Here is a 12,376-nt window from a genome sequence, read left to right on the forward strand (position 1 = left end):
AGCCCGTCAAGGGCTTGTTTCTCACAGCGGATCAGTGTTTCCATTACGCGGTGGGACCGCATACGCACGGCTGGTGGATTCTGCTCCACATCATCCTCTTCGTCTTCTGGCTCGGCGGCGACCTGGGCGTGTTCTGGTCGAGCCGGTTCGTCCTCCGGCCCGACCTCACCCCCGCCGCCCGCGCCACCGCCCTGAAGATCATGGGCGGGCTCGACCTCGGCCCGAAGATCTGCCTCGTCCTGTTCCTGCCCAGCGGCGTCACGCTGATGGCCCTGGAACCGCACGGCGCGCAGGTGTTCGGGGTCAACCCGTTCGGCTGGCCGGTGGTCGTCGCGGTGTGGCTGTTCGCCGCCGCCTGGCTCGCCGCGACCATCACCGACCACCACCATCCCGGCCGGCGGCCCTGGGTGCGCCGCGCCGACTGGACGATCCGACTGACCCTGATCACGGCACTCGGCCTCACGGCGGTGTACACCCTGGCCGCGGACCAGCCCTTCGGCGTCGACACGAATCCGCGCTGGCTCGGCGCGAAGCTGCTGCTCTACACCGTGGCCATCGGCTGCGGGCTGGGCATCCGGCTGACCCTGCGCCCGTTCGGCCCGGCGTTCGGCGCGCTGATGACCACGGGATCGACGCCCGAGGTCGAGAGCACGCTCAAGCGCTCCATCGACGGCTGCCTGCCGTACGTGTGGGGCATCTGGGGCAGCGTGCTGGTCGCCGCCGCGCTCGGCGTGCTGAAGCCGTTCGCCGAGCTGTAGCCGCCGGGCCGGGTTCGTTCCACGCGGCTCCCGGCACCGGCGAAGGGCCGCCCTCCCAAGGTGGGAGGGCGGCCCTTTCGATACAGCAGTCAGTTGATCACTTCCCGTGATCGACTGACTGCGCACGGACGTGTCGCATGCAAGGTGGATACCTCCAAAGTAGACCGTGACTTGTTGTCCGTTTCGCAGACTGGAACGCCATCACTGCTCACGGTTACGCTCGCGCGCATGTCCATGAATGCGTTGGCGATCCTGGCGGTGGCTGCGGAGGAGCAGCCGCCCGCGCTCAGCGTGGCGCTCGCGGTGGAGGACTTCGCGCCCACCCTGCTGGCGTTCGCCGGGTTCCTGCTGCTGGCCCCGTCGGCCCTGGGCAGGATCGGCGCCGTGCTCATGGGTGCGGGCGGCGCGGCGAAGTCCACCTGGAAGCTGCTGCACGCCGCCTGGTCGATCGAGGTGAACTGGCTGGACGACCTGCTCTTCCCGCTGCTGGCCGCGGGTGGCCTGCTGCTGGCGCTGTCGCTGCACCAGTCGCTGCGGTGGTGGCGCTGGCCGCTGCTGCTCATCGGAGCAGCCGTGGCGACCCTGGCGGTGCAGGCCCGCTCGATTCAGCCGGCGTTCATCTTCGCCACGATCATCGTCATCTGGATCAGCGTGCTCGGCGCGATCCGTGCCTGGCGGCACGGCAACGCCCTGGCGGCCGGGCTCTTCCCGGTCAGCGTGCTGGCCGTGATCGTGCTGGTGCCGCTGCGCGGCCACGCGGCCAGCGACGCCCTGGCTTTCCAGTGGGTGCAGCAGGGCATGAACACCATGGCCCAGGGCATCTTCTTCGTCGCCGCGCTGCTGACCTACCGCGCGGTGAAGGGCAAGGGCCAGGACTTCTCCGACGCCGACACCGTCACCGAGCCCGCCCAGCAATGGCCGTCCGGCGAGTACGCGACCTACGACGGCAGCCGCCGCTGGGACCCGTCGCGCGGCGGCGAGCGCTACGAGTCGCAGGGCGGCCGGCGCAGGCGGCTCTGATCGCCAGGCGGCCGCGCCGCTGCGGCCGCCTCCGGACGGTGACGGCTTCGGACGCCGGCCGCTCTAGGCGATGGCGGCTCAGGGCGCCGGCCGCGCCCGACGGTGGCGCGCCAGCCGCCAGGAACATATAGGTCGTCGAGTGGCTACATCAAAGATGATGTGGCCACATCTATTTTGATGTAGCCGCATCGCGAAGCACCTGCCGGAGGCGACTCCGACGGCCGGTCGGCCGCGCTCAGGCGACGTAGCCGAGCTGCTCCGAGATGCGGGCCGCCGCGGCCACCAGCTCCTGGGCGTTGCCCGAGCCCTCCGGCTTGAAGCGCGCGGCCGGGCCAGCGACGCTGAGCACGGCGACCACGTGGCCGTCGTGGTCGAACACCGGCGCGGCGATCGACGCGGCCCCGGCCTGCCGCTCGCCGAGCGAGGTCGCGTACCCGCGCTTGCGGATCGCGGCCAGTTCCTTGCGCAGCTTCGCCGGGTCGGTGACGGTCTTGTCGGTCAGCGGCTGCAGCGGGTGCCGGTCGAGGTAGGCGTCGACCTCGCTGTCGGACAGGAAGGCCAGGAACGCCTTCGACGAGCCGCCGGCATGCAGCGGGTACGGGATGCCGAGCGTGACCTCCATGCGCAGCTCCTGGTCGGGCACGACCTGGTCGACGTAGAGGCGGGTGTCGCCGCGGCGCAGGGACAGCGTGGCGGTCTCGCCGGTGCGCTCGGCGAGCAGGCGCAGCTCGGGTGCGGCCATCGCGCGCAGGTCGGTGCGGGCCAGGTAGGCCCGGCCCAGCGACACCGCGGCGTGGCCGAGGGCATAGCGCCGGGTCACCGGGTCGACCGTGATCAGATCGCGGCTGCGCAGCGCGGTGAGGATGCGGTGCACCGCGGCCTTGGTCAGGCCGAGCGCGGTCGCGATCTCGGTGACGCCGAGGTCGGGGTGTCCGCTGCGCCCGAAGTAGAGCAGCACGTCCATGGCCCGCTCGACGGCGGCGATGGAGCGGGACTGGCTGTCGTCGTCAGCGGTGACGGTCGACTTCGCAGCGGCAGTGGGCACGGGTCCTCCTGTGAGCGCGGACGGTCGTCAGTGTAGATCCAGCCACCCCCGGCGCGCAGAGGCCGCACGGGCGTTGACAGCGGCGCGGCCGAGTCGTTACCTTCACGGCAACAGCGTTTCCTAATGCGAAACGGAAGGCGGTGGCAGTGGACGGCACGCACCTGCGTTCGGTGCTGAGCCAGTGGCCCAGCGGCGTCGCCGTGGTCACCACCATGGTGACCGAGCCGGACGGCGGGCGGCGTCCCCATGGCATGACCGCCAGCTCATTCTCCTCCGTCAGCCTCGATCCGCCACTGGTCTCCGTCTGTCTCGGCAATCATCTGCCCACCCGGCTGATGATCGAGCAGGCGGGGGTGTTCGCGCTGAGCTTCCTCGGCAAGGACCAGGCCGAGATCGGCCGCCGCTTCGCGGGCGCGCGACCGGGCGAGGACCGCTTCGCCGGACTCGACTGGCTGACCGGGCAGACCGGCTGCCCGATGCTCGCCGACGCGACCGGCCGGCTCGACTGCACCGTCGAGCACGCGTACCCCGGTGGAGACCACACCATCTTCGTCGGCCGGGTCGTCGAGGCCGCGGTGCCGCGGGTCACCGCGCCGCTGCTGTTCCACTCGCGCGCGTGGGGCCAGCTGGCCGACCCGCTGCCCGAGGAGATCACCATGACGGTGCTCGACGGCCCCGCCGCCGAGCGGGCGCACACGCTGCTCGTCCGCGACCCCGGCGACGTCGCGCAGGTCGCCGCCGCCGCGGCGCACGCGCCCGTGCTGGCGTACGTCGCCGACGCCTTCTCCCCCGCCCGCGAGACCGACGTGCTCGCCGCGATCGACGCCCTGGCCGGGCTGCCCGGGGTGACGCTGGGCTGCGCCGAGAGCAGCCCGGCGTCCCCGCTGCAGGTGCGCCGGGTGCTGCAGGACGCCGTGGTGCGCGCCCGCCCCGCGCCGGTGCACGTACGACTGCTCGCCCACCACGGCCTCGGCCTGGTCAACGCACTGGTCGCGATGAAGAGCGGTGTGCACCGCTTCGACACCGTGCTCGACCCGGGCTCCGGCGGCCTGCCCGCGCAGGACCTGCTGCTGCTGGCCCGCCAGCTGGGGGTGGCGTGCGCGCCGCTGCCCGCAGTCTCCGAAGAACTCGCCTGACCATCCACAAGGGAGTGCACGAAATGGCAGACCGGCTCATCGGCCAGCGCCTCGTCGACGACATGACCGCCGCCGAACTCGACCGCGCGGCACGCGTGGAAGCGGTGCTGCCCGCGCTGCGCGCCGCCGCCGAGCAGGCCGACGCGGCCGGGGAGTTCCCCGCGGGCCACGTCGCCCTGCTGCGCGAGGCCGGGCTGCTCGGCCTGGTCGTGCCGGAGGAGTACGGCGGCCTCGGCGGCGGCCTGCGCGACCTGGCCGCCGCGACGTTCGCGATGGGCAGCGCCTGCCCGTCGACCGCGCTCGCCTTCTTCTTCCACAACACCAGCGCCTCGCGCGGGCTGCTGCCGCTGGAGGCGATCGACGCCGGGCTGTTCGGCGATGCCGACGTGCCCGTCGTGCGCGCCTTCGCCGAGCAGGTGCTGCGCCGCATGGCGGGCGGCACCTGGCTGGCCAACTTCGCCAGCGAGTCGGTCAAGAGCGCGAGCGCCAACATCGCCATCTCCACCACCGCCCGCCCCGCGACCCGCGACGGCGTCGAGGGCTGGCTGGTCACCGGCGAGAAGTCGTTCGGCTGCGCCACCGGCGTCGCCGACACCTACCTGGTCACCGCCCGGCTCGACGGCACCGACACCGCCGCCGGGCTGGCCCTGTTCCTGGTGCCGCGCGAGGCCGAGGGCGTCGCCTCCCGCCCGGCCTGGGACGGGCTGGGCATGCGCGGCTCGGCCAACCACGGCATCACCCTGCGCGACGTGTGGGTGCCCGCGACCGAGGCGCTGACCGTGCCCGGCGCGTTCGTGAAGATGCTCCAGTGCAGCCGGGGCAGCTTCGTCGGCAACCAGCTCGCCATCACCGCCGTGTACGTCGGCTGCGCCCAGGGCGTGTACGACGAGACGCTGCAGCGGCTGACCGGCAAGACGTTCGCCGACACCGGACGGCCCATTGCCGAGTCCCCCATGCACCAGGTGATCATCGGGGACATGACCGAGAACCTGGAGACGGCGTACCTGTGGCTGCGCCGCCAGCTGCTGCTGGAGACGTCCGAGCCGCCCATCGCGCCGAAGAACGAGGTCTACCGGCAGTGGCGGCTGGCCAAGGGCTCCATCTGCGAGAACGCGTTCGCGGTCGCGGTCGGGGCGTTCAAGGCGTCCGGCACCTCCGGCGCGACCCTGCACGGCACCATGGGCCGCGCCCTGCGCGACCTGTCGATGGGCCTGGTCATGACGTTCCCGCCGGAGCGCGGGCGGCTGGAGGCGGCCGGCATGGTCACCGCCGACCGGGCCAACGACCTGTTCGCGAGCGTGCCCAAGTGAGCGCCCGGCCCGAGGCGGTCGCCGACCTCGTCGACGGACAGTGGGCGGCGTGCGCCGCCCCGCTCGGCTTCACGCTGCAGGACCCGGCCACCGGCGAGCCCGTCGGCGCGGCCGTCGGCAGCGAGCCCGCGCGGGTCGAGGCGGCCGTCGCCGCGGCGACCGCGGTGCACGACTCCGGCGCCTGGTCCGGCCTGCCCGCCGCCGCACGCGCCGACGTGCTCGACGCGGTGGCCACCCGGGTGGAAGCCGTCGGCCGCGACATCGCGGCCGTCGAGTCCTTCGCCACCGGTGTGCCGATCTCGCAGACGATGCCGCTGTCGGTCATCCTCGGCGGCGCGTTCCGGCTGGCCGCGATGCAGCTGCGCGAGGGCTGGCTGAGCAGCGCGATGCCGCGCGAGGACGGGCGGCTCGCGCACGTCGACCGGCTGCCCTGGGGGCCCGCGGCGTGCGTGGTCCCGTGGAACGCGCCCGCGCCGATGGCCGCGCACAAGGCCGCCAACGCGCTCGCGGCCGGCTGCCCCACGATCGTCAAACCCAGCGAGTACGCCCCGTACGGCACGCAGCTGCTGGCGCGGGCGGTGCACGAGGCGCTGGCCGGGGCGGGACTGCCCGGCGGGCTGTTCCAGCTCGTGCACGGCGACGCGGGCACGGGGGCGCGGCTGGTGGGCGATCCGCGCGTGCGGGCGGTGTCGTTCACCGGCGGGCTGTCCGGCGGCCGGGCCGTCGCGGCGGCGTGCGCGTACGACATCAAGCCCGTGCAACTCGAACTCGGCGGCAACAACCCGCTGGTCGTGCTGCCCGACGCGGACACCGCCACGGCCGCCCGCGCCGCCGCCGACCTGCTCACCACCCTCAACGGGCAGTGGTGCCGGGCCCTGGGCCGCCTGATCCTGCCCGCCGGGCGGGCCGCGGAGATCCTCGACGCGACCCTGGAACGGCTGGCCACGCTACGGGTCGGCGCGCCCCTCGACCCCGAGACCGACTTCGGGCCGCTGGTCCACTCCGGACACCGCGATGAGGTCATCGCCGCCCGCGACGCCCTCGTCGGGCACGGCGGCACCGCGCACGCCCCGCTGACCGTGCCGGAGCAGGGCAACTACCTCAGCCCGACGCTGGTCACCGGGGTCGACCCGGCGCACACCACGCACGAGATCTTCGGGCCGGTCGCCGCCGTGCACACGTATGAGTCCGTCGACGAGGCGGTGGCGCTGGCCAACGGCACGCCGTACGGGCTGGAGGCGTACGTGACCGGCACCGACGAGGACGCCGCGCTCGCGGTCGCGCGGCGGCTGCGCGCGGGCGAGGTGAAGGTCAACGGGTCCAGCGTGATGAGCCTGCACCTGTTCACCCCGCGCCCGGCCTGGGGCCTGTCCGGCTACTCGGAGGAGGGCACGGCCGAGACGCTGCGCTTCTTCACCAACCCGCGGGTCGTCGGCGTCGAGGGCGGCTTCGCGCTGCACGGCCGCCCGTGACCGCCCCGGCGCTGCGGGCCCTGCTCGCCTCGGCCGGCGTCACCCACCTGCCCGGCGTGTACGACCCGCCCACCGCGGCGCTGGCCGTCCGCGCCGGGCACCGGGCCGCGCACCTGTCCGGGGCCGCCTGCGCCGCCCTCGACCTGGGCCTGCCCGACCTGGGTTACGTGCACGGCACGCACATCGCCGAACGCGCCGCCCGGATCACGCCCGCGCTGGGCGGGGCGCCGCTGCTCGCCGACGCGGACACCGGCTACGGCGACGCGCTGCAGGCCGTGTGGACGGCCCGGCGCTACGTCGCCGCGGGCGTGTCCGGCCTGCACCTGGAGGACCAGGTGATGCCGAAACGCTGCGGGCACCTCGCGGGCAAGGAACTCGTCGACGCCGCCACGGCCGCCCGCAAGATCCGGGCGATCGTCGCCGACGGCACGGGGATCGTCGTGGTGGCACGCACCGACGCGTACACGGTGACCGGCCTGGACGACGCGATCACCCGGGGCCGGGCCTACGCGGCCGCCGGAGCGGACGCCGTCTTCCTGGAGGGCGTGTCCGACCTGGACGAACTGGCCCGCGCGCACGCGGCGCTGCCCGGGGTGCCGCTGGTGCTGAACCGTTCCGAGGCGGGCGGGCACACCGCCGCCGCGAGCGACGCAGAACTCGCCGCGGCCGGGGTACGCCTGGTGCTGCACCCGGTCGCGCCGCTGCTGGCGGCCCTGCACGCCGCCGACCGCGCCTATCGCGAGATCGCCGCCGTCGGCGGGGCGAGCGTGGACCGCCTGGCCTGGTCGGAGTTCACCGGGCTCGTGGGCCAGGAAGAGGCCCTGGCGCTCGACGCGAGACACAACTGACGACCCGACACAGGCAGGAGAGGGCATGAGCAGGATCGTCGTGGCCGGGGCGGGGCCGGTCGGGTTGACCGCCGCGCTGGCGCTGGCGCGGCAGGGTGTCGCGGTGACCGTGCTGGAGGCCGGTGACGACCTGGCCGCCGAGTCGCGGGCGTCGACGTTCCACCCGCCGACCCTGGAGATGCTGGCCGAGCTGGGCGTCGTCGACGCGTTGCTGGCCCGGGGCCTGGTCGCGCCGACGTTCGCCTACCGCGACCGCGCGTCGGGCCACGTCGCCACGCTCGACCTGGGCGTGCTCGCCCGGGACACGCCGTACCCGTACCGGGTGCAGTGCGAGCAGTCGAAACTCACCCCGATCCTGCGGGCCGAGGTCGAGGCCGCCGGTGGCGTGATCCGGCTCGGCTGGCCCGTCGCCGGTGTCGACCAGGTCCCCGACGGCGTGGTGGTCCGCGCCGCCGACGGCCGGACCGAACGCGGAGACTGGCTGATCGCCGCCGACGGCGCGCACTCCGCGGTACGCCGATCGCTGGGTGTCGAGTTCGCGGGCATCACCTACCCGGAGCGTTTCCTGGTCGCGTCCACCGACGAGGACCTGCCCGCGCTGCTCGACGACCTGGCCGAGGTCAACTACGTGTTCGACCCGGTGGACTGGTCGGTGCTGCTGCACACCCCGGACCACTGGCGGGTGCTGCTGCCGACGCCGGACGGCACGCCCGACCGCGATGAGCTGGACCGGCTCGACGGGCGGCTGCGCCAGGTCGCCGACCCGGGCCGGCCGTGGCGGGTCGCGCACGCCAGCATCTACCGCGTGCACCAGCGGGTGGCCGAGACGTTCCAGGTGGGACGGGTGCTGCTGGCCGGGGACGCGGCGCACGTGAACAACCCGCTGGGCGGGCTGGGCATGAACTCGGGCATCCACGACGCGGTGGCGTACGCCCGCGCGCTGGTCACCGGCGACGGCGCGATCCGGCTGGCCGCGGCCCAGCGGCGACGCATCGCCCTGGAGTACGTGCAGACCGTCTCCCACCAGAACTATCAGCGCCTCACCGCCACCGACCCGGCGGCCCGCGCCGCGTACCTGGACGAGATCCGCGCCACCGCGGCCGACCCGGTCCGCGCCCGCGCCCACCTGCTACGCGCCTGCATGATCTCGTCCCTGCGCCCGGTGCCCGCATGAGCGAGTGCTGCGAACCCGCCGGGGTTCGCCCCGGGGAGACGGCATGAGCGAGCGGATCACGCGCTACAACCCGGCGCGGGTGTATGAGCTGGTCGGCACCGTGCCCGCCGCCGACCCGGCCCGGGTCGACGCCGTGGTGCGGGCCGCCGACGCGGCGCAGCGGGACTGGGCGCGCGTCGAGGTCGCCGACCGGGTGGCCGCGCTGCGGGCCGCCGCCGACGCGGTCGAGCCGCACCTGCCGATCCTGGCCGAGCTGCTGGCCCGCGAGTCGGGCAAGGTGCTGGCCGACTGCCGCGGCGAGCTCGGCTTCGCGCTGACCTTCCTGCGCTGGGTGGCCGAGCACGCCCCGCGGGTGCTCGCGGACACGGCCCTGGACGACGCGGCGGGACGGCTGCTGCTGCGCCGCCGCCCGTACGGCGTGGTCGCGGCGATCACCCCGTGGAACGCGCCGATCATCCTGTCCTTCCTGAAGATCGCCCCGGCGCTGGCCGCGGGAAACACGGTCGTGGTGAAGCCGTCGCCGCTGGCCCCGCTGGCGATCGACCGCACCGTGCGGCTGCTGGCGTCGGCGCTGCCGGCCGCCGTGCTGCAGGTGCTGCACGGCGACGCGGCGGCGGGCGCGGCCCTGGTCGGGCACGCGCTGGTCGGCAAGGTCGCGTTCACCGGCGGCACGGCCACCGCCCGGGTGACCGCCGCGGCGGCCTCGGCGCAGACCACGCCGACGGTGCTGGAGCTGGGTGGCAACGATCCGGTGCTGCTGCTCGACGACGCCGACCTGTCCCCGGAGCCGATGCGGCGGCTGGTCATGGCGTCGTTCGCGACCAGCGGGCAGGTGTGCATGGCCGCGAAACGGCTGTACGTGCCCGAGTCACGCCACGACGAGTTCGTGGCCGCGTACCGGGCGGCCGCCGCCGAGGTGCTGTGCCTGGGTGACCCGCTCGCCGCCGGGGTCAGCATGGGCCCGGTGGTGACCGCCGAGGCCGCGGCGCGGATCACGGGGCTGGTCGAGGACGCCGTCGCGCGCGGCGGCCGGGCGCTGCCGGTGGGCCGCGTCGACCCGGGCGCCGACCTGCGAGCCGGGCACTTCGTCACGCCGACGCTGGTGACCGGCGTGCCCGAGGACGCGCCGCTGGTCGCGCAGGAGCAGTTCGGGCCGACCGTGCCGGTGCTGTCCTACCGCGACGAGGCCGGCCTGATCGCTCGCGCCAACGCCGGTGAGCTGGGGTTGGGCGCGTCGGTGTGGTCGGCCGACGAGGAGCGGGCGTTCGCGGTGGCGCGGCGGCTGGAGGCCGGGTTCGTCTTCGTCAACACGCACAACCGCACCGGTATGTCACTGCGCGCGCCGTTCGGCGGCGTGAAGCGCTCCGGGTACGGCCGCGAGTACGGCGAGGAGGGCATCGCCGAGTACGCGCAGACGTGTGTTGTGCACGCCCCGGCCGCGTTCCGGGCGGGCGGCGCGGGCGCGGCGGCGAACGCGTACCCGGCGTCGTGATCGGCCACGGTTTCGGCGGCGGCGCGTGACCCGCGTCGGCGAGCCGAGCCGGCTGCCGCCTACGCTGCCGGTGTGACGAGCGTGCTGATCCTGCCCGGCTTCGAGAACTCCGGCCCGGCGCACTGGCAGACCCGGTGGGAGCAGGGGCTGGGGTTCCGGCGGGTCGAGCAGGCCGACTGGTTCCACCCGCTGGTCGGTGACTGGGTCGAGGCGCTGGCCGCCGCGGTGGCGGCCGCACCCGCGCCGGTGACGCTGGTGGCGCACAGCCTGGGCTGCGTGACGGTCGCGCACTGGGTCGCTCGCAGCGGCGACACCGCAAAGGTGCGCGGCGCGCTGCTGGTCGCACCGGCCGATGTGGACACCGCCGAGGTGCCCGAGCTGGTGAACTTCCGGCCGGTGCCGCTCGTGCCGCTGCCGTTCCCGAGCATCGTCGTCGCCGGTGACGACGACCCGTGGGCGGCCCTGCCGCGTTGCGAGGCGTTCGCTCAGGCGTGGGGATCCCGCCTGGTCGTGGTCCCCGGCGGCGGCCACCTCAACGCCGACTCCGGCCTCGGCTCCTGGCCCCAGGGCCAGTCCCTGCTCGCCGAACTCCACTGACCGTCCGACCTCGGCCCCGCCGAGCGCCGATGATCGTCCGACTTGCCTGGCAATCGTGCGTATCTTGAGGACGCATACGCCCAGGTGCCAGGCACGTCGGATGACCTTGACGCGTATGGCGACCCGGTCAGGCCGTGCGCCAGCGCCAGGTGAGTTCGGCGGGGGTGGGGGGCGGGCCGGGGAGGTCGGCGCGGTCGCGGCCGGCGGCGAGGCCGTCCAGGAGCAGGGCCAGGTGCCGGGCGCGTAGTTCGCGGGTGCGCGCGGGGTCGGGTACGCGTACCGCGGCGCAGCTCTCCAGCAGGAGGGTCACGTCGGCGAGTACGGAATCGGCGCGCAGACTGCCGTCGTCGAGCGCCCGCTGCACGAGCTGCGCCGCAAGTTCACCGGCCTGGCGGGCGGTCGCGCCCATCTCGGGCGTCGGCGTGAACGTCCCGGCGAGGTGCACGGTCAGCGAGTGCACGTCGGCGTCGACGACCGCCGACAGGAAGCCGGTCAGGCCGCGCCACGGGTCGGGTTCGCCCAGCGCCGCCTGGGCCTGGGCGACGAACAGCAGCAGCCCGTCGTGGCACAGTCGGCGCAGCAGTTCCTCCTTGCCGCTGTACCGGCGGTAGAGCGCGCTGATGCCGACGCCGGCCCGCTCCGCCACGGCGGCGATGGGCGCTTTCGGATCGGCGAGGAACACCTCCCGGGCCGCGTCGAGAATCGCCGTGTCGTTGCGCGCCGCCTGCTGCTTGCGACCCGACATCGGGGCCGCGTCCGTCTCCGTCACCGGTTCAGTTTAGCAGTGGAACGGATCGTTCCGCTCTGCTAAGCTGAAACAGAACAAGGCATTCCGTTCCGGAATTGCCGAGACGAAGGGCGGAGCCATGACCACGATCACCGGCACCAACGCGATCACCCTGCTCGCCGCCGCGCACACCGCGCTGCGTACCGCCGTGGCGGGCGTGTCGGCCGACGGCTGGAACCTGCCGACGCCCTGCGAGCACTGGAACGTCACCCAGGTGCTGCAGCACGCGACCGGCGACCAGATCGGGTTCGCCGCCGCCATCACCGGCGGGCCGTGGCCGAGCGAGGACCCGTTCCGGCCCTCCGGCAGCATCGACGGGGACGCGACCGCCCTGCTGGAGCAGGCCCTCAGCGCGTCGGCGGCCGCCTTCGCCACCGTGCCCGCCGACGCGGAGCAGGTGCCCGTGCCGCTGCCGCAGGGTCCGCTGCCGCTGTGGATCGCCGCCGGGGCCGCCGCGCTCGACGCGGCCGTGCACGCCTGGGACATCGCCGTCGCCACCGGCCGACCGTCCCCACTCACCGCAGACGACTCCCAGCAGCTGCTCACGGTCGCCCGGCAGATCGTCGAACCACTGCGTGCCTATGGCGCGTACGCCCCCGAACTGACCGTGGCCGCAGACACCGACCCGACCACGGAACTGCTCGCCTACCTCGGCCGCCGCGCCGACTGGACGCCGCAGGCCTGACCCTGCCCGGCCCCCACCTGGCGCAACTCTTAAAGACTCGCGGCCTCTCGCA

Annotated in this window: 12 protein-coding genes; 10 read left to right on the forward strand and 2 right to left on the reverse strand. The window is 74.2% G+C overall.

Annotated features, from left to right (window positions below; translation table 11 throughout):
• The first annotated feature begins 50 nt into the window (after positions 1-50).
• Both ACFQO7_RS00725 and ACFQO7_RS00730 read left to right on the forward strand, forming a co-directional pair.
• The gene (locus ACFQO7_RS00725) at positions 51-758 is read left to right on the forward strand and encodes a hypothetical protein (protein ID WP_376804490.1); all 708 of its coding nucleotides are present in this window, start codon (positions 51-53) and stop codon (positions 756-758) included.
• Between the two features lie 228 nt (positions 759-986).
• The gene (locus ACFQO7_RS00730) at positions 987-1,778 is read left to right on the forward strand and encodes a hypothetical protein (protein WP_376804491.1); all 792 of its coding nucleotides are present in this window, start codon (positions 987-989) and stop codon (positions 1,776-1,778) included.
• 235 nt (positions 1,779-2,013) lie between these two features.
• Here the strand turns inward: ACFQO7_RS00730 and ACFQO7_RS00735 are convergent, their stop codons facing one another.
• Entirely contained in the window at positions 2,014-2,823 is an 810-nt protein-coding gene (locus ACFQO7_RS00735) for an IclR family transcriptional regulator (protein WP_376804492.1), read from the reverse strand.
• Positions 2,824-2,969: 146 nt separating this feature from the next.
• Between ACFQO7_RS00735 and ACFQO7_RS00740 the strand changes: the two genes are divergently transcribed.
• The 7 genes from ACFQO7_RS00740 to ACFQO7_RS00770 all read left to right on the forward strand — a co-directional run bounded on the left by ACFQO7_RS00740 (position 2,970) and on the right by ACFQO7_RS00770 (position 10,852).
• Positions 2,970-3,959, forward strand: coding sequence for a flavin reductase (locus tag ACFQO7_RS00740; protein WP_376804493.1), 990 nt, complete (start codon positions 2,970-2,972; stop codon positions 3,957-3,959).
• A 23-nt stretch (positions 3,960-3,982) separates the two neighbouring features.
• Positions 3,983-5,269, forward strand: a complete 1,287-nt coding sequence (locus ACFQO7_RS00745) for an acyl-CoA dehydrogenase family protein (RefSeq protein ID WP_376804494.1) — start codon at positions 3,983-3,985, stop codon at positions 5,267-5,269.
• Entirely contained in the window at positions 5,266-6,741 is a 1,476-nt protein-coding gene (locus ACFQO7_RS00750; RefSeq protein WP_376804495.1) for an aldehyde dehydrogenase family protein, read from the forward strand. The genes ACFQO7_RS00745 and ACFQO7_RS00750 overlap by 4 nt, the downstream gene beginning before the upstream one ends.
• Complete coding sequence (locus ACFQO7_RS00755; protein ID WP_376804496.1) at positions 6,738-7,589, forward strand: isocitrate lyase/PEP mutase family protein; 852 nt, start codon at positions 6,738-6,740, stop codon at positions 7,587-7,589. The genes ACFQO7_RS00750 and ACFQO7_RS00755 overlap by 4 nt, the downstream gene beginning before the upstream one ends.
• The gene (locus tag ACFQO7_RS00760; RefSeq protein ID WP_376804699.1) at positions 7,477-8,763 is read left to right on the forward strand and encodes an FAD-dependent oxidoreductase; all 1,287 of its coding nucleotides are present in this window, start codon (positions 7,477-7,479) and stop codon (positions 8,761-8,763) included. Before ACFQO7_RS00755 ends, ACFQO7_RS00760 begins: the two co-directional genes overlap by 113 nt.
• 43 nt (positions 8,764-8,806) lie before the next feature.
• Positions 8,807-10,255, forward strand: coding sequence for an aldehyde dehydrogenase family protein (locus tag ACFQO7_RS00765; RefSeq protein ID WP_376804497.1), 1,449 nt, complete (start codon positions 8,807-8,809; stop codon positions 10,253-10,255).
• 72 nt (positions 10,256-10,327) lie between these two features.
• Entirely contained in the window at positions 10,328-10,852 is a 525-nt protein-coding gene (locus tag ACFQO7_RS00770; RefSeq protein WP_376804498.1) for an RBBP9/YdeN family alpha/beta hydrolase, read from the forward strand.
• Between the two features lie 127 nt (positions 10,853-10,979).
• Here the strand turns inward: ACFQO7_RS00770 and ACFQO7_RS00775 are convergent, their stop codons facing one another.
• Positions 10,980-11,621: a TetR/AcrR family transcriptional regulator gene (locus tag ACFQO7_RS00775; RefSeq protein ID WP_376804499.1), complete on the reverse strand. Its 642-nt coding sequence runs from the start codon at positions 11,619-11,621 to the stop codon at positions 10,980-10,982.
• A gap of 97 nt (positions 11,622-11,718) precedes the next feature.
• On the opposite strand from ACFQO7_RS00775, the gene ACFQO7_RS00780 reads away from it, so the two are divergent.
• On the forward strand, positions 11,719-12,324 hold the full coding sequence (locus ACFQO7_RS00780) for a TIGR03086 family metal-binding protein (protein WP_376804500.1): 606 nt from the start codon (positions 11,719-11,721) through the stop codon (positions 12,322-12,324).
• Positions 12,325-12,376 lie beyond the last annotated feature (52 nt).

Origin of the sequence: Catellatospora aurea (assembly GCF_042663325.1) — a bacterium.
GTDB classification, from domain to species: Bacteria; Actinomycetota; Actinomycetes; order Mycobacteriales; family Micromonosporaceae; genus Catellatospora; species Catellatospora aurea.

Coding starts and splice junctions, on each gene's coding strand:
- ACFQO7_RS00765 (WP_376804497.1), top strand. CDS start 8,807: ATGAGCGAGCGGATCACGCGCTACAACCCGGCGCGGGTGTATGAGCTG.
- ACFQO7_RS00745 (WP_376804494.1), top strand. CDS start 3,983: ATGGCAGACCGGCTCATCGGCCAGCGCCTCGTCGACGACATGACCGCC.
- ACFQO7_RS00780 (WP_376804500.1), top strand. CDS start 11,719: ATGACCACGATCACCGGCACCAACGCGATCACCCTGCTCGCCGCCGCG.
- ACFQO7_RS00730 (WP_376804491.1), top strand. CDS start 987: ATGTCCATGAATGCGTTGGCGATCCTGGCGGTGGCTGCGGAGGAGCAG.